The organism is Gracilibacillus ureilyticus (genome assembly GCF_900111195.1).
Taxonomy (GTDB): Bacteria; Bacillota; Bacilli; order Bacillales; family Amphibacillaceae; genus Gracilibacillus; species Gracilibacillus ureilyticus.
The window spans coordinates 258,047-282,216 of the sequence record NZ_FOGL01000001.1 but is presented as its reverse complement, the minus strand read 5'-3'; the positions used below and the strand labels follow the sequence as shown (position 1 = coordinate 282,216).

The 24,170-nt window shown below is 36.3% G+C and carries 21 protein-coding genes, 1 pseudogene and 2 riboswitches; of the genes and pseudogenes, 10 read left to right on the top strand and 12 right to left on the bottom strand.

The window, feature by feature from the left end:
- Positions 1–146: 146 nt before the first annotated feature.
- The 5 genes from glgB to BMW36_RS01335 are packed head-to-tail and all read left to right on the top strand — an operon-like array spanning position 147 to position 8,179.
- On the top strand, positions 147–2,063 hold the full coding sequence (gene glgB, locus BMW36_RS01355; RefSeq protein WP_089738219.1) for a 1,4-alpha-glucan branching protein GlgB: 1,917 nt from the start codon (positions 147–149) through the stop codon (positions 2,061–2,063).
- Complete coding sequence (locus tag BMW36_RS01350; protein ID WP_175480317.1) at positions 2,060–3,217, top strand: glucose-1-phosphate adenylyltransferase; 1,158 nt, start codon at positions 2,060–2,062, stop codon at positions 3,215–3,217. The genes glgB and BMW36_RS01350 overlap by 4 nt, the downstream gene beginning before the upstream one ends.
- A complete protein-coding gene (gene glgD / locus BMW36_RS01345) occupies positions 3,214–4,320 on the top strand; it encodes a glucose-1-phosphate adenylyltransferase subunit GlgD (RefSeq protein ID WP_089738215.1) in 1,107 nt (368 codons plus the stop codon). Before BMW36_RS01350 ends, glgD begins: the two co-directional genes overlap by 4 nt.
- On the top strand, positions 4,317–5,783 hold the full coding sequence (locus tag BMW36_RS01340) for a glycogen synthase (RefSeq protein WP_245711547.1): 1,467 nt from the start codon (positions 4,317–4,319) through the stop codon (positions 5,781–5,783). The genes glgD and BMW36_RS01340 overlap by 4 nt, the downstream gene beginning before the upstream one ends.
- Entirely contained in the window at positions 5,771–8,179 is a 2,409-nt protein-coding gene (locus BMW36_RS01335) for a glycogen/starch/alpha-glucan phosphorylase (protein ID WP_089738211.1), read from the top strand. The genes BMW36_RS01340 and BMW36_RS01335 overlap by 13 nt, the downstream gene beginning before the upstream one ends.
- 205 nt (positions 8,180–8,384) lie before the next feature.
- Here BMW36_RS01335 and BMW36_RS01330 read toward each other — a convergent pair whose 3' ends face one another.
- The 3 genes from BMW36_RS01330 to BMW36_RS01320 all read right to left on the bottom strand — a co-directional run bounded on the left by BMW36_RS01330 (position 8,385) and on the right by BMW36_RS01320 (position 11,075).
- Entirely contained in the window at positions 8,385–8,849 is a 465-nt protein-coding gene (locus tag BMW36_RS01330; RefSeq protein WP_089738209.1) for a hypothetical protein, read from the bottom strand.
- A gap of 489 nt (positions 8,850–9,338) precedes the next feature.
- Positions 9,339–10,193, bottom strand: a complete 855-nt coding sequence (locus BMW36_RS01325; protein ID WP_175480316.1) for a tyrosine-type recombinase/integrase — start codon at positions 10,191–10,193, stop codon at positions 9,339–9,341.
- A 162-nt stretch (positions 10,194–10,355) separates the two neighbouring features.
- Positions 10,356–11,075, bottom strand: a complete 720-nt coding sequence (locus BMW36_RS01320) for a YkgJ family cysteine cluster protein (protein ID WP_089738206.1) — start codon at positions 11,073–11,075, stop codon at positions 10,356–10,358.
- 439 nt (positions 11,076–11,514) lie between these two features.
- Here BMW36_RS01320 and BMW36_RS20520 point away from each other — a divergent pair.
- Positions 11,515–12,018: pseudogene (locus tag BMW36_RS20520) on the top strand (RICIN domain-containing protein); the annotation flags it as partial.
- A 6-nt stretch (positions 12,019–12,024) separates the two neighbouring features.
- Entirely contained in the window at positions 12,025–12,624 is a 600-nt protein-coding gene (locus tag BMW36_RS20515) for a pectate lyase (RefSeq protein WP_281242982.1), read from the top strand.
- Between the two features lie 79 nt (positions 12,625–12,703).
- On the opposite strand, the gene BMW36_RS01310 is transcribed toward BMW36_RS20515, so the two are convergent.
- The 5 genes from BMW36_RS01310 to BMW36_RS01290 all read right to left on the bottom strand — a co-directional run bounded on the left by BMW36_RS01310 (position 12,704) and on the right by BMW36_RS01290 (position 18,318).
- Complete coding sequence (locus BMW36_RS01310) at positions 12,704–13,501, bottom strand: energy-coupling factor transporter transmembrane component T family protein (protein ID WP_089738203.1); 798 nt, start codon at positions 13,499–13,501, stop codon at positions 12,704–12,706.
- Entirely contained in the window at positions 13,485–14,969 is a 1,485-nt protein-coding gene (locus BMW36_RS01305) for an ABC transporter ATP-binding protein (protein WP_245711546.1), read from the bottom strand. The genes BMW36_RS01310 and BMW36_RS01305 overlap by 17 nt, the downstream gene beginning before the upstream one ends.
- Entirely contained in the window at positions 14,953–15,546 is a 594-nt protein-coding gene (locus tag BMW36_RS01300) for an ECF transporter S component (RefSeq protein WP_089738201.1), read from the bottom strand. Before BMW36_RS01300 ends, BMW36_RS01305 begins: the two co-directional genes overlap by 17 nt.
- Positions 15,533–16,231 (bottom strand): thiaminase II, encoded by a 699-nt coding sequence (tenA, locus tag BMW36_RS01295; protein ID WP_089738199.1) that lies wholly within the window; start codon positions 16,229–16,231, stop codon positions 15,533–15,535. Before tenA ends, BMW36_RS01300 begins: the two co-directional genes overlap by 14 nt.
- A 103-nt stretch (positions 16,232–16,334) precedes the next feature.
- A riboswitch (TPP riboswitch) is annotated at positions 16,335–16,441 on the bottom strand.
- A 137-nt stretch (positions 16,442–16,578) separates the two neighbouring features.
- Positions 16,579–18,318, bottom strand: a complete 1,740-nt coding sequence (locus BMW36_RS01290; RefSeq protein WP_089738197.1) for a methyl-accepting chemotaxis protein — start codon at positions 18,316–18,318, stop codon at positions 16,579–16,581.
- Positions 18,319–18,678: 360 nt separating this feature from the next.
- A riboswitch (Lysine riboswitch) is annotated at positions 18,679–18,859 on the top strand.
- 204 nt (positions 18,860–19,063) lie between these two features.
- On the opposite strand from BMW36_RS01290, the gene dapA reads away from it, so the two are divergent.
- Positions 19,064–19,954 carry a 4-hydroxy-tetrahydrodipicolinate synthase gene (dapA, locus tag BMW36_RS01285; protein ID WP_089738195.1) on the top strand — a complete coding sequence of 297 codons (891 nt, stop codon included), beginning with the start codon at positions 19,064–19,066 and terminating at the stop codon, positions 19,952–19,954.
- 25 nt (positions 19,955–19,979) lie between these two features.
- On the opposite strand, the gene BMW36_RS01280 is transcribed toward dapA, so the two are convergent.
- A complete protein-coding gene (locus BMW36_RS01280; RefSeq protein ID WP_089738193.1) occupies positions 19,980–21,152 on the bottom strand; it encodes a M20 family metallopeptidase in 1,173 nt (390 codons plus the stop codon).
- A gap of 130 nt (positions 21,153–21,282) precedes the next feature.
- Between BMW36_RS01280 and BMW36_RS01275 the strand changes: the two genes are divergently transcribed.
- A complete protein-coding gene (locus tag BMW36_RS01275; protein ID WP_089738191.1) occupies positions 21,283–21,726 on the top strand; it encodes a YaiI/YqxD family protein in 444 nt (147 codons plus the stop codon).
- Here the strand turns inward: BMW36_RS01275 and BMW36_RS20240 are convergent.
- Positions 21,723–21,863 (bottom strand): hypothetical protein, encoded by a 141-nt coding sequence (locus BMW36_RS20240; protein ID WP_175480315.1) that lies wholly within the window; start codon positions 21,861–21,863, stop codon positions 21,723–21,725. The genes BMW36_RS01275 and BMW36_RS20240 overlap by 4 nt on opposite strands.
- 11 nt (positions 21,864–21,874) lie before the next feature.
- Positions 21,875–22,666 carry an alpha/beta hydrolase gene (locus BMW36_RS01270; RefSeq protein ID WP_089738189.1) on the bottom strand — a complete coding sequence of 264 codons (792 nt, stop codon included), beginning with the start codon at positions 22,664–22,666 and terminating at the stop codon, positions 21,875–21,877.
- 197 nt (positions 22,667–22,863) lie between these two features.
- Here BMW36_RS01270 and BMW36_RS01265 point away from each other — a divergent pair, with 197 nt between their 5' ends.
- Positions 22,864–23,133 (top strand): hypothetical protein, encoded by a 270-nt coding sequence (locus BMW36_RS01265; RefSeq protein ID WP_089738836.1) that lies wholly within the window; start codon positions 22,864–22,866, stop codon positions 23,131–23,133.
- Positions 23,134–23,224: 91 nt separating this feature from the next.
- On the opposite strand, the gene cysK is transcribed toward BMW36_RS01265, so the two are convergent.
- A complete protein-coding gene (cysK, locus tag BMW36_RS01260) occupies positions 23,225–24,139 on the bottom strand; it encodes a cysteine synthase A (RefSeq protein WP_089738188.1) in 915 nt (304 codons plus the stop codon).
- Positions 24,140–24,170 lie beyond the last annotated feature (31 nt).

Here is a 24,170-nt window from a genome sequence, read left to right as displayed (position 1 = left end):
TCGAACAATTATATTCGTTATATAGAACAAATATAAAAATCTTCATCTGAAAACGTTTTATATAAAATGACTGGTTATAAAGTGCTGTTCATCGTTCATAGGATAATAACAGTTAGTCAAAAGGAAAAGTTTGGAAAGGAGTTTGCATGATAACATTACCAACAAATAAAGATATATATTTATTTCATCAAGGTACTAATTACTTTAGTTATCAATCACTTGGTTGCCACTATCATGAACTAAACGGCAGGAAAGGATATCTTTTTTCTGTGTGGGCCCCCAATGCTGTTTCAGTTACAGTTGCAGGTGACTTTAATCATTGGACTGGATCTGGTTATAAATTAGAACGCATTCCAGATACAGGTATATGGAAAGGTTTTTTTACTACACTGGCTGAGGGCATTCCATACAAGTATAAAATCATAACCAAAGATGGGCATGAATTATTAAAGGCAGACCCCTTTGCGTTTCAAATGGAGTTACGACCACTTACAGCATCATTAACCCCTTCCACTTCCAGTTACAAATGGAATGATCAAAATTGGCAAAAATCCAAAGAAAAACAATCTTCCTATCAATCTGCTGTTTCTATATATGAAATACACTTTGGTTCGTGGAAACTAAAAAAAGATGGTACGTATTACAGCTACCGGGAAATGGCTGAAATGCTGATACCATATGTTAAGAAAATGGGTTTTACTCATATTGAATTAATGCCAATCGCTGAACATCCTTATGATTTATCCTGGGGCTACCAGATTACCGGATATTTTGCACCAACGAGCAGATATGGAACAGCTGATGATCTGAGATTCTTCATTGATCAGTGTCACCAGGCGAATATCGGAGTAATCCTGGATTGGGTCCCTGGTCATTTCTGTAAAGATGAGCAAGGTTTACGGTTATTTGATGGATCACCTATTTATGAATACTGTGATCCGGATAAGGCAGAGAAACACACCTGGGGAACATTAACATTTGATTTCGGGCGACCGGAAGTGCAGAGCTTTCTCATATCCAATGCACTCTACTGGCTTAAAGAGTTCCATCTGGATGGTTTACGTGTTGATGCTGTAGCAAGTATGACTTGCCTAAACTTTGACCGGCCCGAACATTTAAATAAAGTAACAAACAGTTATGGAACGGAAGTAAATTTAGAAGCTTTAGCTTTTCTTAAAAAATTAAATGAAGTAATATTTCACTATTTCCCTCATACGTTTATGATGGCTGAAGACAGTTCGGATATGGCCCTTGTCACAAGCCCGGTAAGCACTGGCGGACTTGGCTTTAATTATAAATGGAATATGGGATGGATGAACGATCTTTTAGAATATATGTCATATGATCCTGTATATCGCAAATGGCATCACCATTTAGTATCATTTTCAATGATGTACCATTACAGTGAGAACTTTGTCCTTCCTTTATCCCATGATGAAGTAGTACACGGTAAAAAGTCCTTATTAGATAAAATGCCTGGTGATCAATGGCAACAGTTTGCAAATTTACGGGTATTATATGGCTATATGTTTTGTCATCCTGGTAAAAAGCTTTTATTCATGGGTGGTGAATTCGGTCAATATATGGAATGGCGGGACCACCACGAACTGGACTGGTTACTATTAGATTATCCATTACATAATCAGATGCAAAAATACTTGCAATCCCTGTTGCATTTTTACAGAAAAAACCTTCCTCTATATCAATTAGATTATGATCAGTCAGGGTTTGAATGGATTGACGCTGATAATTGTGACCATAGCATATATGTGTTTCAACGTATAAGTAAACAACCAGATCAATTTCTAGTTATAATCTGTCATTTTACACCAAATGTTTATGAGAATTATAAAGTTGGTGTGCCATTACCTGGCACATATAAAGAAATATTTAATTCAGATGATAGTAAGTATGGAGGATCAGGTCAAATTAATACCGGCAATCAAGTTACAATTAATGAAGAATGGCATTGTCACAAACAACATATCCGGGTAAAAATCCCTCCACTCGCAATAAGTATTTATCAATTAGTGAAAGAGTTTGTGAAGGAGGAAACAAAGTGAAAAAAGAATGTGTCACAATGCTTCTGGCAGGGGGAATTGGCAAAAGGCTAGGACAATTAACAAAAAATGTAGCTAAACCAGCAGTCCCTTTTGGTGGAAGATACCGGATTATTGACTTCACTTTAAGTAATTGTGTTCAATCAAAAATGTATACAGTAGGAGTGCTTACGCAATATCAGCCCTTAACTTTACACAAACACATTGGTATAGGGAAATCGTGGGATCTGGATCGTATGGATGATGGCTTAACCATCCTCTCCCCTTTTACAGAACATGATGGCGGGAAATGGTATGAAGGGACAGCAGATGCAGTAGCTAAGAACATTCGCTTTATTGAGCGGTACGATCCGGACTATGTACTTATTTTGTCTGGTGATCATATTTATCATATGGATTACAATGAATTACTTCATCATCATAAGTCAGTTAATGCGGATGTTACCATTTCTGTTATTCAAGTACCTTGGGAGGAAACGTCCCGTTTTGGAATAGTTAATATGAACAACCGTTATCAGATTACGAGTTTTGAAGAGAAACCTCTCTCTGCGAAAAGCAATCTAGCTTCCATGGGGATTTATATTTTTAAGTGGGATGTATTAAAAGATTTCTTGCAATATGATCATAACAATCCAGATTCAACCCATGATTTTGGGAAAGATATCCTGCCTTATATGTTACATAAAAAAAGGAAATTGTATGCATACCCATTCAGCGGGTACTGGAAGGATGTCGGAACGGTTCAAAGTTATTGGGAAGCACATATGGATTTGTTGGATGATCACTTTCTTTTGCAATTAAATAAAAAAAACTGGATAACATATTCCCATGATAATAACTTCGCGCCTCAGCTGATTGCAAGTACTGGGTCTGTCAATCAGTCACTGATTAATAATGGGTGTGTAATTTCTGGTTCCGTGGAGGCTTCCGTATTATTCGAAGATGTACAAATCGGGATTCACACTATTGTGAAAAATTCAATTTTACATCCAGGTGTAAGAGTCGGCCATCATGTAATATTAGAAAGAGTTATTGTGCAAGAAGGCGTAAATGTGCCTGACTTTACCACTGTTTCTGTTCCTTTATCTGAAGAGCCAGTCGTTTTAACGAATGAATACTTTCAGGAAATACAAAAAGTAGGTGGATTGAATCGATGAATAATGTGATGGGTATTATTAATCTGGCAGGGGATAATGCTTGCCTGTCAGAGTTAACGAAAGATCGCTGCTTAGCTGCAGTTCCTTTTGCGGCACGGTACCGGCTAATTGACTTCTCTTTAACTAATTTGATTCGTTCGGGTATTAACAATATTGCTATCTTTGCCAGAAAAAATTATCGTTCATTAATTGCCCATGTTGGTAATGGAGCAGATTGGGAACTTAACAAACGGCATGGTGGTTTGTATGTATTGCCTCCATTCTGGGAGGAAAATGGCTCCTTGGGTGATTTAGAGTTTTTTGGATATAATTGGGATTATATAGAACGCAGCATGGCAGACCACCTGTTAGTTACAGGAAGTTCATTTATAGCAAACACTGATTATCTTGACTTGATTGAACGCCATATTGAACAGAAGGCAGATGTCACCCTATTATCAGCATATTCCTCATCCTCCAATGCTAAAAAGTTAGCTATTCAGTTAGATCTTGATCACTCTGTTACCGATATCGCTGATAATTTATCTGGTGAACCAATTTTTACAGGGGTGTTTATTATAAAGAAATCTTGTTTGTTCGATTTAGTTCACTCTAACAAGCAGATGGTTGGAGGGAATTTCCTTGTGGATACAATTTGGGAAAATTTATCTTCTTTAAATGTTCGCACAGCTGCACACGAAGGTTATGGCAGTTTCATAGAATCTTCAGTGGATTATTTCCGTGAGAATATTGCTTTACTGGATCCAAATAATTATTTTCGACTATTCCAACCAGGGAAAAATGTTTCTACTAAAATAAGTAATTATAAACCTGCGAAATTTGAAAAAACGGCCAATGTAAATAAGTCTATTATCAGCAGTGGCTGCCAAGTTGCTGGTAATGTGGAGAAAAGCATGCTGTCAAGAGCCGTAATTGTTGAAGAAGGATCTACTATAAAGAATTCAATCATCCTGGATCATTGCAGGGTCAAATCTGGGGCATATATTGAAAATGCAATTATCGACAAATATTCCGTATTATCTACAGAGGATATAATTATTGGCAAGTCAGATGATCCGCATGTAATTGGAAAAATTGATAAAACACCCGTGGTGCCGGAATGATGAAAAAAAAAGTACTATTCGTAGCATCGGAATGTACTCCGTTTGCGAAAACCGGTGGTTTAGCAGATGTCATTGGTTCTCTTCCTCCTGTACTTAACCAGCTTGATGATATTGAAACACGTGTCATCCTGCCATTATATCGATCTATTTTAACTAACTGGCGTAAACAACTGGTAAAAGTGACTTCATTTGATGTCTCTGTTGGCTGGAGAAAACAGCCAACTAGTTTATATATAATGAGATTTGATCAAGTGACATATTATTTTATTGAAAATGAGTATTACTTTTCAAGAGATGATGTATACGGCTATGAAGATGATGGAGAACGTTTTGTGTATTTTTGCGAAGCGGTGATCTCTTCCCTGCCATACATGAATTTTCAGCCTAATATTATTCATGCCCATGATTGGCAAGCTTCCCTATCACTGTTATTTAATAAAGTTTATTCAAATACGCCAAAGATGAAATCTGTCCTCACCATCCACAATTTAAAATATCAGGGTATTATGTTACGAGAATCCTATCATGATTTGTTTCGATTGGATGATGAGCATATTGCCGGAATGGAATGGCATGGATTACTTAATTGCCTGAAGGCAGGGATTTATCACGCAGACAAAATAACAACTGTTAGTCCGACATACGCAGAAGAGATTAAGACTCCATATTATGGCGAGGGGTTGTTCAAATGTCTTCAAGACCGAAGTAAAGACCTTTCAGGAATACTAAATGGAATTGATACAAAAAGCTATCATCCAAAAACAGATCAATCCATTCGTTTCAAGTATCAGTACTCTTCCTCAAGAAAAAGATTAAATAAACTTTATATTCAGCATAAATTTCAAATGGAAATTGACCCTGATAAGCCGATGTATGTGATGATTACTCGTTTTGTAGAACAAAAGGGTCTACATCTTATTGAGAGGATATTAGATCAGTTTTTATCAGAAGAAGATGTCCAATTTATTGTATTGGGTACGGGAGAATATCACTTTGAACATTTTTTCTACCAAATGGAACAACAGCATAAGGGAAAAATGATTGCATATTTACAGTTTAATGAGAAACTGGCACGGCAATTATATGCTGCTGGTGATTTTTTTGTGATGCCTTCCAAATTTGAACCTTGTGGTCTTGCTCAGTTAATTGCACTTCAGTACAATGCAGTTCCAATTGTCAGAGAAACCGGAGGGTTGAAAGATACGATAGTACCATATAATGAGTATACACATGCAGGAAATGGATTTAGTTTCTCTCATTACAACGCCCATGATCTTTTAGCAGTATTACGTTATTCACTTACTATTTTTAAAGACCAGGATAAATGGTACCCTCTCTTCCGAAATGTAACTAAGTCTTCCTTTAGCTGGGAGCTATCCAGAGATCAATATGTTAAGATTTATGATCAGATACTTGGAGTCGGACCATCTAATGTTAGGAGTGATAAAACTTGGCAAGTTTAACGGTCCAGCAGTTTATCAATAAAATTGAAGAACAGCGGTCCTTGAAAGAGACAAATGCTGCTAGTTATAAAGAAATATACTATATAGTCTGTTCCATTCTTAACGAATTCATCTCAGAGGATTGGAAACAAACATCTGATCAAGTCCGGTCATCTATGGCTAAGCGTGTTTATTACATTTCTATGGAATTCTTAATCGGCAGTTTATTAAAAAATAATCTGTTACACTACAATTTATTAACAGTTTGTAACGATGCATTGTTGGAATTAGGATTTGATCCGGAAAAGGTGTATGAAGCCGAACATGATCCAGGTTTGGGAAATGGTGGCTTAGGCAGGCTGGCTGCCTGTTTTCTGGATTCTATGGCCTCATTAAAATATCCGGGTATCGGCTGCGGAATAAGATACCGATATGGTTTATTCGAACAAAAAATTATAAATGGTTACCAGACAGAATTCCCTGATGATTGGTTAAAGGAAATTTATCCTTGGGAATTGAGAAAAGATGAAGACTCAGTTGTTATTGAATATGGAGGAAATGCCTCTCTTTATAATAATGAATCTGGAAATCTAAGTTGTAAATATTCCGGAACGGAGAAAGTCAGAGCTATCCCTTATGATATACCAATTGTCGGTTTCCGCAATCAATTTATAAATACACTAAGGCTATGGAGTGCAGAACCTGTTCTCGAACTAAATCATGCCAAAAAGGATAATTATTATGATCATTTAGAATATGAAAAACAAATCGAACAGATTTCCGGCTATCTTTATCCGGATGATTCAAGTATTGCAGGGAAAAAATTACGTCTTAAACAGCAATATTTCCTAGTTGCTGCATCTTTAAGGCAAATATTAAATGATTATCGAGAAAATCATTCGTCAAATTATCATTTACTATATGAAAAAGTAGTTATTCAAATTAATGATACCCACCCTACTCTTGCTATTCCGGAATTAATGAGGATTTTGATGGATGAAGAACAATTTAGCTGGAGTGAAGCATGGAACGTTGTAGAAAATTTATTCGCCTATACCAATCATACGATCATGTCAGAGGCATTGGAGACTTGGCCTGTCTGGATGGTGCAAGAAATTGTACCACGCCTGTACATGATTATCGAAGAAATGAATGAACGTTTTTGTCTATATATATTCTATAATCATCCTGAATTGCGTCATAAAATCCCTCAGCTTGCAATTATTGCGGATGATCACGTACACATGGCACGTTTAGCAATTGTTGCAAGTTTCCGAGTGAATGGTGTGGCAAAACTTCATACAGAAATACTTAAAACTAAAGAAATGCGGAGTTTTCATTCTGTTTTTCCTGGCAAATTTCAAAATAAAACAAATGGAATCTCTCATAGACGCTGGTTACTAATGGCAAATCCTACATTAGCAGAATTCATTTCCTCAATTATAAGTCCAGTATGGATCGACCAGCCATGTGAATTAAACCAATTACTTCGTTATTCAAATGATCGGGAACTTCTGAAAGAGCTAGCTGCCATAAAGTTAGCTAATAAGCAGGATTTAGCCCGGTATATTTTCAAGCAGACCGGCATTACTGTTAATGATCAGTCGATATTCGATATTCAGATAAAAAGGCTCCATGAATACAAGCGGCAACTGTTAAATGTATTTCATATCATCTATTTATATGAACGGGTTAAGGAAAACCCTAATTTGAATGTGATGCCAAGGACATTTATTTTTGCCGCAAAAGCAGCACCAGGTTATCATTTAGCTAAAGAGATAATAAAACTTATCCATACAGTGGCAGATATCGTAAACAATGATCTATCGATTCAGGGGAAGATAAAGGTTGTATTTCTTGAAAACTATAATGTTAGCCTTGCTGAAAAAATTATTCCAGCAGCTGATGTTAGTGAGCAGATTTCAACAGCGAGTAAAGAAGCCTCTGGAACTGGTAATATGAAAATGATGATGAATGGTGCGTTAACGATTGGTACATTAGATGGAGCTAACCTGGAAATGGAGCAATTAGTTGGAAAACATAACATGTTTATATTCGGTCTGCGATCCGAAGAAGTATATCAGCATTACAACCTAGGGGATTACCAGGCAAATGAAATCTTTCAAACAGATCAGAGAATCCAGTTTATATTAAATCAACTACATGATGGTCTTTATCATACATCTTCTTTTAAAGATATATATTTTCAGTTATTACAGACAAATGACCCATACTTTATCTTAAAGGACTTTGACAGTTATGTAGAAGCACAACATTTAATTGATCTCACCTTTCGCGATCAATTAAAATGGCAATCCAAATGTTTGATAAATATTGCGCACTCAGGTAAATTTTCCAGTGACCGAACAATTAATGAATATGCCAGTGCAATATGGAACATAAACTCCTTAAAATAGTTGCTATTTCCTAGATTTCTTTTTGTAATTAACTGTTACAGAGCTAATTAAGTTTCAGATCTTTTAATTTTGCCATATAAAAACTGCACCCTCCATTTGTTTGTGTCCAACAATTGGGGTGCAGTTCAATAATTTTATCTGAATGTTTTATCATGTGTTTCGGATTCTCTTCTTAAACGCTCCTTCTAGCGAAATACAGTTTCTTCTAAAAGGGTTTTATTTTCTCGCTCTTTCGCTCCCCTTCTGGTGAAATCCATTCTATCACTGCATAATAGTTATCTATATCTGTGAGCTTTATTCCTTCCCCTTTAATTACTGGTATTCTCTGTGTCGCACTGCCAGTCCCTATATTATTGAAATTTGACACAGAACTAACAATCTTCATTCCTTGTAATTCGACCTTTTCATCATCGATCATTGCAATCATTTTAAAAGAAACATAGTCAGTAATTTCCCTTTTGATTTTATGGTGTAATTCCCCATCTCCAGCGAACATTTCGTTATCTTCAATTTTTAACTCATACCCGGTCAGGTTCCAATACTCACTATCACCATTTATAGTAATCAATTGTGTCTGTTCCTGCTTCTCAAATTGTTCTTCTAACTCGCAACCTGTAAACAGTAATAACAATAGAAAAGTTATAACTAAGATTAAGCTATTTTTTATCATTAAATGCTCCACCTCAAATACTTAGTTAAAATAATACTTTACCCACTAAGAGCAACACTAGTTGAATATGCTCGTTCTGTTTTTTTCTAACTATATTTTATCATAAAATACTTAACGAATCTTCTTTAAAAGGGGGAGCGTCAGGAAAATACGGATTTACTACGATAAGGAAATTCCAAATGAAAAAGCCCGATTTCTCTTCAAAAAAATAGAGAAAGTAAGCTTTTCAGTTACAATGAAGAATTATTGCACCATATCTCACCTCTAGGTTGGAACATATTAATTTACTTTTGGAAAACCCTTTTAATTCATAAATAATGGTCTCGTTAGATTCTTTAGACCTTTGAAAAATCTTAACGTTGTTAAAAAGAGATAAAGATTGACATAACACTAAAAAGAGTACAAAACTCCATGCTTTGTACTCTCTTTTTGTGCTCTTCTGTTGTTTTTTCTTCCGTACAAGACCCATTATGCAAATAGCGTGCTTCTTTACTCTTTTACTCTATACTTCTCTTCGAGGCTGTTTCTGATTAATTTTGTCGTGCTTGCTATTTCGATTCCCAGAATATAAGCAATATTCTCAATAGTCATGCGTTTCTCCTGGTATAAAAACGTTGCATATTCTTTTCTAATTCTTGATACTGTGATTTTTGGGTCGATAGAATAATCGTTTGAGATTATTTCCAAATGAGAAACAACAGTAGTGAATGCAATCGGGAAAATTGATTGGTTATGTTTTTTAGTGATTAAGAAATACGGTGTATCCTGATGTCTTATGAATTTCTCCTGCTCGATAAATAATTCCCTATCAGCCTTATCTTTAAATGTAATAATTCGATTCTTTAACAGTAAGTTTACACACTCTCTCTCAATCTGTACATCTTGTTTTTTAAATTGAAAGTCTACATTGCGCAATCCTTTTAATGCTAATAAATAGACTAATTTTCTCTGTGTCGTATAGTCTGAATGATTTCTTATTTCTGGTAATAATTCAAGTAATTCAACGTAAGACTGTGCAGACGGTGGTATACTTTTTTTGTGAATTGGAAGTGACTTGATTTTCATAACAGGATCAATTGATACTTTGCCAACCTGCCATGCATAATCAAAAAAAACACGGAGTATAGATAAGTATTTATTTACTGTACTTCTATTACTGCCTTTCTCCAATTTATCCTGAAGAAAATCTTTTACGTCCCTCGGATTAATTTCATATAATTCTTTTTCTTTATGAAACTTTTTATCAATGAATTGAAAGAATAGTTTTATTACAAGCTGGTAGTCTTTAATTGTCTGTTGACTTTTCCCCTGCTCTTCTAAAAATTTACCAAAACCATACGGCATCCTAAACCACTTCCTGATAGTTGGTATCATTCATTATATGAATATTTTACCACAAATCTTGCAGATAAATCTTCGTTGTTGTAAAATAGACTTTGTTTTGTTTATAAAGGATATTTGAAAGTAATCTATTACTTATAAATAAACCTTTAAAAAAAAAAGAAATTACTTTATTAACCACTCAAACAGGTATTTTTCCCTGTACATGTCGTCAGGGTACTTTACAAACCCACTGTCCCCTTCCTCATATAAACTTTGCAGAAACTCATTTAACGCTCCCATATATTGTTCATATAAAAATTCAAAACTTACTGGTTCTTCAGGCATTAACTTATCCTGGCATACTGTTGGATTGGCATAATTAACATACGTTCTGCATGGTAATGGCCTTATTTCATATGCCAGACATTGATTTGTTTCTGTATTTAACATTACGCATGGCAGATTATTCTTCCTGTATTCAAATTTGAAGCTATCATCCTCTTTTTCAATATTTTTCAACTGAAGTAAAACTCTTTTATATTTTTTATAATAATTGCGGATATGGTGATCAATCTCCTCTTGTCTCTCTAACGGCATTTCTTCTATAGATGCTTTCATAAGTTTCGCTTCAAGTTCATTTATGATAATCGGAAAATAACAGCAAAAAGCGCAGCCCATCTGACAGCTTGGCTTTACATCCATTAATTTTTCCATTGAATTTATCTCTCCGTTGATTAATTCCAATAATCCTTTATAACTTGCTAATAGTTTCTGGTCTATCGGTAAATCTGTCATAGTATAATGTTCCACTAAGTCATAAAATTTATCTTCTTCTATTACATATCTCTCGCTTAGCTCCATACACCTTGTTTTTATTTCTTCTAAAGTTAAATATTGCTCCATGCTTCCTCTCCTTTTTCACCTTCATTCTTCTCATGATAAAGCAATACTGCTTACAAAACAATACAACTTGTGTCAATTTTAAAAAGCAGATACCGAATGATAGAAATTGAATCGAGTCCTGTGTTTCATAATTAAGCAAAGCTTTCCTTCCCATAATACCTGTTAATACTAGTCTATTATCACTAGAACTTATACGTATCTTTTCAAGCAATTCAATCTTTATAGTGAAATTAAAATAATTCAGCAATAGAATCATATAAAAATTGTCCGTATGTCCAATATTACTTAATTATAGGCATATAGAATATGAAAGAGTTGCCATAAATTGCTGAATTTCATTTTTACTGTTGAGCATTATCCGATCTAGTGGTTTAATTGGCATTGTAATCAATTGGCCAATTGATACAAAATTAATAAAAAAACTGGAGGGATTAACAATATGAACATAAGAAATATGGTTATTGCTGCTTTTAGTTTATTATTATTTTTCGTTTGTTTTTCTGATACTACCCTTGCTGCATCCTATGATTCAAGTAAGTCATATAAAATTATTAATCGCAACAGTGGAAAAGCATTAGAAGTTTACCAATGGTCATCAAGTGATGGTGGCAATATTGTTCAATATGATGATCTTGGCGGGTTAAATCAGCAATGGCGTATTGTCGATACTGGCGAGGGATATCACAAATTCATCAATATGAATAGCGTAAAAGCAATGGAAGTTTATAACTGGGATACCAATGCCGGAGCAAATGTCGTTCAATATAATGACTCAAATATCAGTAGCCAGCAATGGGATATTGTCGATCTTGGGAATGGTTACGTTAAAATTATTAACCGGTATAGCGGAAAAGCACTGGAAGTGTATGAATGGTCCACCGCTAACGGAGCAAATATTGTACAGTGGGATGATTTAGGCGGAGAAAATCAGCAGTGGAAAATAATTGAAGTGCCTCCGAGTGAAACGATTACTGTTAATGAAACAATTGTAGTTGAAGCAGGAGAGACATTTGATGGTGAAGGAAAAAGGTATGTCGCTAACCCCGCTACTTTAGGTGACGGAAGTCAGGATGAAGGACAGAAACCGGTCTTTCGCCTAGAAGAAGGTGCCACACTAAAAAATGCAGTACTTGGTCACCCAGCAGCTGATGGTGTCCACACTTACGGAAATGCTCGCGTCCAAAATGTAGTTTGGGAAGATATCGGTGAAGATGCATTGACTATTAAAGAAAGCGGCCATGTAATTATTCGTGGCGGAATGGCTCAACATGGTTCGGACAAAATGTTTCAAGTAAATGCACCAGCAACGCTTGAAATAATCAATTTTACTGCACGAAATGCCGGAAAGATGGTTCGTCAGTTGGGCGGCAGTACATTTCATATGACGTTAAGAATTGAAGGATCTGTAATAACTGATATGAATGAAGCTATTTTCCGGACAGACAGTTCTACTAGTGAAGTCACTATGATTAATTCACGATATTCAGATGTAGGAAGAAAGTGGTATAATGTCCAACATGTTTCAGAGTCAAACAATTTCGAATTCTAATTATACACTTGTTTTTACAATAATAAGCGCAAAGGTTATTTCTTTGCGCTTATTGTGGTTTCTAGAATTGGAAATTAAACTAATGAAGTACTCTCTCTACAGGAAGAAACGAAAAGTTGGTTTGAAGATAGTAACAAACAGTAATGCCACATATTAATAAAATACAAAAGAATAGATCTTCCCGGCCATATTTTATCTGGTAGTAATAGGTTCTTCCACGGTTACCATTAAACTGTTTCGCTTCCATTGCAATTGACATTCGATGGGCTCTACGGATACTTTGTGCAAGAATTGGTACTGCATAATATCTTATTCTTTCATAAATCCCAGAAATAGTGTGGGAAAAGGTTACTCCACGCACTTTCATCGCTTGTCTTAATGTATTGACTTCCTCAGCAATCATTGGTAATAACCGGATAGCTGCCATAAAACTATAAGCTATTTTCGGCTTTAATTTATATTGCTGCATAGTTGAATAAAACAAAGAAACAGGTTTAGTTGTTAAAGCAAATATCAAACCAAGCAAACCGAAAATAATGCTCCTTATGCCTAAATGAAGTCCTCTATACAAACTCTCTTCCGTAATATGGAATAATCCAAACTGATAGAGCGTTTTATCTCCTTCCCCAAAAAAAGCCATTGACGTGAAAGATGAAATAAAAATTACAATGAAAGGTAGAGTGAACAGTAATAACCATTTATACGAATAACCTGTCATAAAAAAGTATATAAACGACAAACCGATAACAAAATACAAATGAAAATGAATGTAATCAATTAATAATAAACCAACAAATACGACTACGAGAAGAATAAGCTTTATTGAGGGATTGACATGATGAAGCCAAGTTTGTTTTGAACTAAGTTCCCATGACACTCTGCCTTACCCCCATTCTATCACTATGATAATCCGTTTCATAAAGTCTTCGAGCATCTGTTAGCATACCATCTCTGATTTTCCATTCTGTGTTTGCATAGTGTTCCCTGATATTTTTGTCATGTGTAACCATTAGAATTGTCATCCCGCTGCGATGAAGAGAAGCAAAGTAGTCGAGCATGCGAAAAGTATTCGCAGCATCCTGGCCAAATGTAGGCTCATCTAAAAGTAAGATTTGAGGTCTTGTTATGGCTATGGCTGCAATGCTTAGTCTTTTCATTTGTCCAACAGATAATTGAAAAGGATGTTTTTCTTTTACATGGTCTAATTGAAAAATATTAAGCTGTTCCATAATCCGCCTGTCACACTCATCATTTGAAAGCTGGCTGTTCCTTAAAGAGAAAGCCAGTTCTTCATAAACTGTGTCTGTTATGAATTGCAATTCCGGATTTTGAAACACATATCCCATATAGCCGTAATAGTTGCTATCATTGTTCATGGAATAGCTTATTTCACCTTTTGTTTTGATTAATTTCGCTAAAGCTTGTAAGAGTGTACTCTTGCCAGACCCATTGTCTCCTGTAATGACCACCCAGTCTCCCCTATTAACCGTCACTTCCTCTACCCGTATTAATTCTTTTTTATTTTTATAACCTTTGAGTTGTTGAATCGTCACTTCCGGAAGGAGCACTTCCACGCATTGTTTATCATTTTTAAGTTTTTCTTGCCAGACACTCGGATACCATACTCCATATTGACTGAATAGATATTTACACTGATGCACCATCACTTCTGGTTCACCACTCGCAACTAACGATCCTTCTGAATTAATCATAATAATCCTGTCAACAAAGTCAAATACCTGTTCAATTTTATGCTCAACAATAATGACTGTTTTATCTGATGCTATGTTCATAACGGTATCCCAAACCTGCTTCGTCCCTTCCTCGTCAAGCATAGCAGTCGGTTCATCTAAAAAAAGGACATCAGGCTGTAATGCCAGTACACTAGCAATAGCTAACCGCTGCTTCATTCCACCAGATAACCGGTCTATCTTTGTATGTATATCTGGTAGAGATAAACAAACATCATCAAGGTATTTTTTAATTAATGTTGGCATGTCATCGGGAGGAATTTGAGTGTTTTCTAAAACAAACGCTATTTCTTCATCTACATACGGCATACAAAATTGCGAATCAGGATCTTGAAACACATAACCATAACGGTTCGGCAGCTTGCAATCGGTACATTTCATAGGTACTTCTACAGAATTCGGAATAATCCCTGCAAGAATTTTCAACAATGTAGACTTACCTGCTCCGGACGGTCCAACGAGCAACACCTTCTCTCCCCGGGTTACTGACAGTGAGAAATCCTTAAATAAAAAGGACTTCTCATTTGGAAACTTCACTTTCAAATCTTCTACACTTACTGCTGTTTCAGCCATAAAATCACCTAATTTCTTCATCCAGTGCCTGATAATGTTTCTCATTAACAGGTCTTACCAGGTTAGTTACACCAGTCTTTTCAAGAGCTTTTACAAGATAAAATGCAAAGAACCCTGTAATAATTATGGCTCCAACAGTTCTCATCACAATTAATAGAGTTAAATTCCACCAGACTAATTCTGTAATATAGCCATAGTATAGGTCCAGCCAGAGTGATCCAATTGTTGCTCCTACAGCCGCAAGACACATCACAAAGATTCGAGAACTTTTGTAGCGAAATATAGCAAAAATAAGTTCACAGCCTAAGCCTTGTACAAGACCGTATAATAGGAGGCTGATTCCCCAATGACCTCCAAACAGAAATTCCCCTTGAGCTGCTGCTAATTCTGCCAAAAGAGCGACTCCCGGTTTTCTGATAATTAAGAATGCAACAGTAGCAGCCATAAACCACATTCCATAGATCAATTGATCAATGTGTAAACCAAGAATAGATAGACTGCTGTATAAGGGACCCCACAGTTTATAAATCACACTAAATCCAATGGCGATAACGATAGTGACTAAAATATCTGTTAATGTAAGTTTAGTTTTTTTCATAAACAGCCGCTCCTTTCGCTGTCACACTGTCCCAGGACTCCAATTGATAGGCCATTTCCCAAAATAGCAATTCATAGTTACTGCTTATCACAAAATGTTCCTTCATCCGTTCTTTATCTTCTTCCGTTACTATTTCGGCGATTTCATCTAAGCGATTAATCTGTTCTTCTACTAGTGATCGGAACCAATCACCACCGTATGCAGCGATCCATTTCTTATAAACGGGATGGTCCGGCTGACAATCTTTTAATACTTCACCAACTTCATAATATAACCAGTAACATGGTAATATAGCTGCAATGATGTCACCTAAATGGCCTTCATATGCGGCACGGTACATATGGGAAGTATAGGCATATGCTGTAGGGGATGGCTTAAATGCTGCTTTTTCTGCTTCACTTATACCCAGAATTTCTGAAAAACTGCGATGCAACTCCATTTCTGCTTCATATGTACCCTGAGCATGGGAAGCCATTCGGTTAGTCATTTCCAAAGACGGAGCCTTTGCCGCTCCTAACGATTGAATACGGGCAAAATGTGACAAATAATAGGCATCCTGCAGAACATAATACTTAAATTTGTCAACCGGCAGAGTACCTTGACCGATCCCTTGCACAAACGGGTGAGTAAAACTCGCCTGCCAAATCGGATCCACTTCTTTACGTAACATTTCTGAAAATTTCATTAATATTCCTCCTCTTATAGATCACAAAAAAACCACTATCCATACCAACGTACAGATAGTGGTCATAATTACAGAATTATGATAAAGAAGAGTATAATTACACCTTATACCTTCGCCACTTCCCTACGCTGGTATGAACCAGATCAGGTTCTAAGGGTCTTAAAGTACAACTTTAATCTCAGTCTTCAAAAGACACCCCTAGTGGAATGATGTGATATTTAATTATTTCGTATTTACTATAACAAATTTTGCGTACTTGTCAATACATTAACTGGTAATAAAACAAAATAGTTCCTTTTCCCCCTGTTGCCTCATCTTCTCTTCCACCCTGGTTTACTGTGTGTTACTTATATTTCAAATTTTTGAACGACTCCATGAAGTTTTTTAGATAGATCATTTAATTCGTTAATATTAGTAATAATCTGATTCATAGACTGACTCGTTTGTTCTGAAGTTGCCGTTGTTTCTTCAATTCCGGCAGCTGACTGTTCAGAGATCGAAGCTACTTCCTGAAGCGCTGCATTCATTTCCTGGCTACTTGAAGTGATATCAGTTAAGTTGCTGGAGATATTCTGAATATTCTCGACAACTAATTTTACTGCCTGATTAATTTCTTCAAATGTCCGCCCAGTTTCTTCAATTTGTGAGGTCCCTTCCTTAACCTCTGTATAGCCACCTACAAGTGAATCTGACACCGTAGTAGTTTCCTCTTGGATACTATGAACAATTGTTGTAATATCTTTAACAGACACACCTACTTGTTCAGCTAACTTCCGAACTTCATCTGCCACTACTGCAAAACCTTTTCCGTGTTCTCCAGCTCTTGCTGCTTCAATTGCTGCATTTAATGCAAGGAGGTTCGTTTGTTCAGCAATATCTTTAATAACAGAAATTAATTTCGTAATTTCATGTGATTTGCTGTCAAGGACTTTCATTTTGTCTACAGCTTCTGTAACGATACGGTCGATCCGTTCCATTTGTGCAATCGAATGCCCCATTAAATTTTTACCATCTGTGATTAATGTTTCAGCAGATGAAGTAGAATCAGAGATGGATTCAGCGTTTTCATTTGTTGTCGAGATTTTTGCGGTAAAGTTCTGCATCTCTTCTGTTAAATTACTTAAGAAGTTGGCTTCATTATCTGAACCTTTTGCCAGTTCCTCCATAGTTGCAGACACTTGTTCTGCACCAGTATGTACTTCTTTTGCGCTAGATGTCAGTGCAGTACTCTGCTGTGTCACTACATTGGAAATATCAATGATATGTGTAATCATATCTCTTAAATTTTCTCTCATTGTATTAATAGATGCGACCAATTTACTTATTTCATCTTTGCCTTTATATTTAATATTTTCAATATTTAACTTTCCTGTGGCTATTTGATTACTGTAATCAATGACTTTTTTCAAATTGCCGGATATGTTTCTACTGATAAAGAAAACTGCCAGAATACTTAACAGGATTGAAACACCGATTGATGTAATCAGCGTGATAAATGTTTGATTTTGTGCTAAGTTTGCATTAGAAACAGCTATCTCTCTATCTTCATTAATAATATCTACTAATATCTCAAGAATAGCTACTGTCTCCAATTGAAGATTATTTAAATTCTGGGCATTTCTTTTTGCTGCAACAAAGTCATTTACTTCCACAGCAGGAATTACATCATTTACAAAAATTTCATCCATTGTACCCATATTTGCAATTACCTGATTAAACAATTCGGATGATTCGGGCGTTTCCATATATTTTTGCAAATCTTCCGTTAATAGATCAAATTGATGTTTTCTATCTTCATATTCTGCCACATATGATGAAGTGGAATAATGTACATAATTGGCTACTCTTAAACCCATCGATTCTGTCAAATTACTCATTTGGGAAATATCCAGTGCTATATCACTTCTCTTTTCTAATTCCTGAATATTATTACCCACCCCTTTTACTAACCACGTCGTTAATAAAGTTGATAAACAAAACAAAATAATGACTGCCGCAAATGACAACGCTATCTTTCTGCCTATACTTAGATGATTGAAAAAATAAAATTTTGGTAACTTGATTTTTTTTAGTAATTTCTTTCTCACAATAATTTCCCCCTGATGTCGTGTTTGCAAAAACTTAAAACAAGATGATTGTACTAATCAATAAAGAAAATCATGACATTTAAACCACCTCTAACCAATAAATATGACTATTTGAGCAGAAACAGATAAAATAATTAGGCTAAATTATCTATTCTTAACTCAATCATACAACATATACGCACATAAAACAATTTTATTTTAAATTTTTTTATAATAAGTTACCTGTTATAAGTATTATGATGAAAGTTGACCGAACAAGTGATGTTTTATTTTAAAAGGCATTGCAATCACAAAATCAATCTGATATAGTATTAGCTAATACTAAAACAATTAAATAAATACTGCTTCAATGAATATTGAAGTGAGAATAGAGGTGCAAAGACCATTAGTATATAGTTGGAGGGGATGTGACCTGTGACAACTATTGAAAGGGGGATTTGCCGAAGTGATAAGATTTGCATCCATCTTAATCACTGGTCCTGCATTGAAGAAATGCCGGGCTGTCATATAGTTTTCAACTATATGGAGGGCTATCTCACGCATCTTATCCTTTGTAATGATGCCACAATGAGACCCTCTCATTGTGGCTTTTTGATTTGCGGGACAGGATAAGTTTGCTGTAAAACTAGATTGCTAACCTTAATCAGGTAGTGGCAGGTTTTCTTTTACTGTGTTGGGATATGCTCTATTCATACTTATATAAGAAGAATTGTTTTAAAACTATGAATAGAGGTGGATTATTATCATGAATTTTGGACGTGTAATTACAGCAATGGTAACACCGTTTGATCAAAATGGAAAAGTAGATTATCCAATGACAGAACAGTTAATTAACTACTTAATTTCCAATGGGACGGAAGGAATTGTAGTTGCCGGTACAACTGGTGAGTCACCAACCTTAACCTGGGATGAAAAAATTAACTTAATTCAATTCGTTGTCAAGATTGTCAATAAACGGATACCTGTCATTGCAGGAACGGGTTCGAATAGCACTCAGGCATCTATAGATCTGTCTAAGCAGGCGGAAAGATGTGGGGCAGACGCCATTATGCTAGTAACCCCATACTACAATAAACCTTCCCAGCAAGGCATGGCGGCCCATTTTAAAGCTATAGCCAATTCAACAGCTTTACCGGTCATGTTATATAACATTCCTGGCAGATCCGGAGTGAATTTATTACCAGAGACAATTATTGAATTAGCTGAAACGGATAATATTGTCGCTGTTAAAGAAGCAAGCGGGAATCTGGATGCTATGGCGAAAATTATCCGTGATACATCAAGCGATTTTTCTCTATACAGTGGCGATGACAGCCTAACGCTTCCTATACTTGCTATTGGAGGTAAAGGAGTAGTATCAGTTTCCTCCCACATTGTCGGTAATGAGATGAATGAAATGATCAGTGCCTTTCAACAAGGCCGTGTTTCGGATGCTGCCGTTTTACATCAACAATTGCTACCAACAATGCAAGCATTGTTTACAGCACCTAACCCTTCCCCGGTGAAGGCTGCTCTTGGACTTATCGGATTAAATGTTGGCTCTGTTAGACTGCCGCTTCTCCCACTCAGTGAAGAAGAGATCCATTCACTGGAAAAGCAACTGTATTTTACAGAAAATAAATATCATGCAGGTTAAAGGAATTGCAAAAAAAGAGAAGTCGTTAACTAATTGACTTCTCTTTTTTGTTTAATATTTTATTTGCCAGTTTTTCGATTACCTGTGCTAAAAGTAATGTTCGGGGAATGAAGGAATCGAGTTCCAAATACTCATCTTCCCTGTGGGCATTACCCCCAACGGGCCCCAGCCCATCGACTGTCGGGATGCCTAATGCAGCAGGAAAAGATGCGTCAGATCCGCCGCCCGTTTCCGTATCCTTTATATTTATCTGCAATTCACTTCCAACTCTTTTGATAATTGTCAGTAAACGCTCCGTTTTTTCTGTTTTTTCCATTGGAGGACGATTAATTTCACCATCTATGGATACCTTTGTACCATCTACCTCTGTTGTGGCGGAAATTTGTTCGATTTTCTTTTCAATATCTTCTGCTTGCTCCTGATTTCTGAACCGAACGTCAATCTCTGCTGTTGCATGATCGGAGATCGTATTTACCGAACTGCCCCCTTCAATTAAACCAACATTTACATGAATACCTGCTTCTTCATCTGTGATCTCGTGCAGTTGAATAATTTTATGTGCTAATTCTTCTATCGCGCTTCTGCCTCTTTCCGGTTCAATTCCTGAATGAGCAGCCTTTCCAATCACCTCTAATGTGTAGCGACCCTTCCCTCTTCTCGCAGAAACAATTGCACCGTTTTTTCTTGCTGGTTCCATAACCAGCGCAAACTTTTTCCCTTTTGCTTTTTCTTCAATTAAATGCCGCGAGCTAATCGAACCAACTTCTTCATCACTAGTTAAAAGTATTTCTGCCTCATGGAATGCTTGGCTATTAATATTCTTCAATGCTTTCATTGCGTAATAAACAGATACTAAGCTTGCCTTCATATCAATAACACCTGGTCCAAAAGCACGGTTGTTTTTCATTTGAAACGGTCTTCTGGCAGCTGTTCCTTTTTCAAAAACTGTATCCATATGTGCTATAATGAGAATGGAAGGGGTCTTGTCTTTATGTTTAATTGAACGGATTGAAAGGTGATCACCATATTTTGATTGGTTGTGTTTTTGGACATGTAAACCTAAATCCTCATAAAGTGCTTTCATCTTACCACCAATCAAATTGACACCCTCTTTATTATTAGACCCGCTATCAATGTTGACCAGTTGCTCTAAGAGTTTCAACATTTCATCTAGATGCTGTTTTAAATAATCGTTCATTATATGTTTCCCTTACCTTCTTTTAAGATTAAGAAAATCATACTATATTTTATGAAAGAATGCTATATTTATTGACAAGGATCTCTAACCATTTATTAAGGATGACAAAATTTACGGAAAGGAAATGATTATGCGTATATTTGTAGATGCAGACGCTTGTCCTGTAACTGATTTAATAATAAATGAAGCAAAGAGCTTTAACATCCAGGTCACTTTGGTAAAAAGTTATAACCATTTCTCTCTGCAGAATTATCCCGATCATGTGAAAGTAACATATGTTGACACAGGTGCGGATGCTGCGGACTATAAAATTATCGGTATGGTAAAACCAAACGATCTGATCATCACCCAAGATTACGGTCTTGCTGCTCTCGGTCTTGAAAAAGGATGCTATGTTCTCCATCATGTGGGGTTCTTTTATTCAAAACAACGGATTGACCAAATGTTAGAGGAGAGACATCGCAATGCAAAAGCAAGAAAAGCCGGATATAGAACGAAAGGACCAAAGAAACTGGAAGACAGCCAAAAAGAAAACTTCCGTAAGACTTTACGAAAGTTTTTAATAAAGGATTAAGTATTATGAGGGACGATTTCAGCAATTTTACTAGCATGCCAGCGTTCTGCTGTTTCTGTTGTTACTTCATAAATTTTCCCTTCTCTTAACAGTTGGCCATTATATGTTGTTTGTACTAACATTTTTACTTTAATCATAAATAACTCCCTTACTTTTTACTAATATACTGGTTTAACCAGTTCAGACAGACACTTTGCCACATATAGACATGCGGATGTTCATCTGCTAGACCGAGGCCATGTCTTCCTTCCTGATAAATATGTAAATCATACGGTATATTTTTATGCTGTAATGCTTCTGCATAATGCAGACTATTAAAATTGGAAACAGATGGATCATTAGCTGTTGACCATATAAAAGCGGGTGGAGTGTTTTCAGTAACTAACTTATCCGCCGAAAACCTTGCAACCAATTTCTCATCAGCCTGCTCACCTATTAAATTATTTTTACTACCTTGATGTGTATGTTCACCCATTGTAATAACAGGATAGCACAAAATATGGAAGTCCGGTCGGCTGGAATAATTCATTATTGTATTTTCGCTCGATTTGTCACCATCGTCGAACAGGTTACTAATAATTGCCGCTAGATGTCCTCCAGCAGAGAATCCTAAAACACCTATCTTTTCCGGGGATATCCCCCAATTGTCTGCATGAAAGCGGACAGCCCTTACTGCCATTTGTCCATTAGAAATTACTTCCTGTTCGTAAATTGGTGCAACTTGGTAGCGTAATACTGCTGCATGAAATCCATTTTCATTGAGCCATTTTGCAACAGGTTCACCTTCATGAAATGCACGGTGACTGTATCCACCCCCTGGTATGACTATAATAAACGGTGCATTCTTTTTATTTTCCAACAGAAACGGCGTTAAGCTGGGACATTTCTCGTGAAGGGAATCGTTTTGCCAATCAATTTCACTTTGTTTTAAAATCTTCATTATTCCTTCCTCCCCTGTATTTTTTTTCTCTATTTTACCATAAAAGTGAAAGCATTTTATCATAATATTGTGGGTCTGATAATTGTTTCAGGAATATGGGTATATACCCTTACATAATGGGTAAACGTGCATAGGCTGTTAACAGGAAATGAATTAATTGTTTAATTATGAGAGGAGTATGTATGGTGTATACACCTATGAATTATAATTACCTCAACGAACCGCAATTACGCGGGCATGATGAACGCTTCTTCGGTCCCATCGGGCCATTGGGAGCTGGATTACTTGGTTTTGGATTAGGCTTTCTTGGAGGAGAATTGGCAGACGGTCCACCGAGGCCTTACCCCTACTCGTACGGCCCTTACGCACCATATGGACCATATTCACCCTATTATGGGCCAGGACCAAAAGCATTTGGGCCACCTCGTCCACCATACGGACCTGGGCCTTATTATGGACCTTTTTAAAACTATTAATGGAATCATAATGAAAAAGGATTTAGATGATTTATCTAAATCCTCTTTCATTATCTAACAAAAATATTTAAAAGAACATGAGTTAAAAGAGATGCATGCTTAAATACCTTTCACCTGTATCAGGGGCTATGCAGACAACCTTCTTCCCTTCCCCCAACTGTTTTGCAACTTGTATTGCAGCAAAGACAGCAGCTCCAGCTGATGGTCCTGTAAAAATACCTTCCTCAATTGACAGCCTTTTAAAAGTATTAACAGCATCTGCATCACTTATTTGAATAATCTCATCATAAATCGTTGTATTTAATATTTGAGGGACAAAACCAGGGCTCGTCCCAACTAATTTATGTTTGCCAGGTTTTCCTCCAGATAGTACAGGGGATCCCTTCGGTTCTACTACAGCAATATGTAAATGAGGGATTTTTTCTTTAAGTGTTTCACCAGTTCCTGTTATTGTCCCGCCGGTTCCAGCTGTTGCGATAAATCCATCCAGTTGCATATCCATTTGATCTAATATTTCCACTGCTGTTGTATGGCGGTGAATATCCGGATTAGCAGGATTTTCAAATTGCTGTGGCATGAAGCTGCCAGGAATACGATCAACCAATTCTTTAGCCTTTTTAATTGCACCAGGCATTTTCTCACTGCTCGGTGTTAAAACTACCTCCGCGCCATATGCTTTTAAGATATTGATTCTTTCCTGTGTCATATTATCCGGCATAACTAATATCGCTTTATAACCTTTTGCTGCTGCATTCATAGCTAAACCAATTCCTGTATTTCCGCTGGTTGGTTCAATAATTGTCGAATCTTCATTCAATAATCCGGCTTTTTCCGCCTCATGAATCATGTTAAATGCAGCCCGGTCCTTTACACTCTTGGACGGATTAAACATTTCAAGTTTAACAAAAACGTCAGCAGCATTAGCCGGAACTATCCGATTAAGTTTTACAATTGGTGTATTCCCAATTAATTCTGTTATATTTTGATAAACTTTCATAAACTACACCTTCCTTCAGCTGTCCTTATCA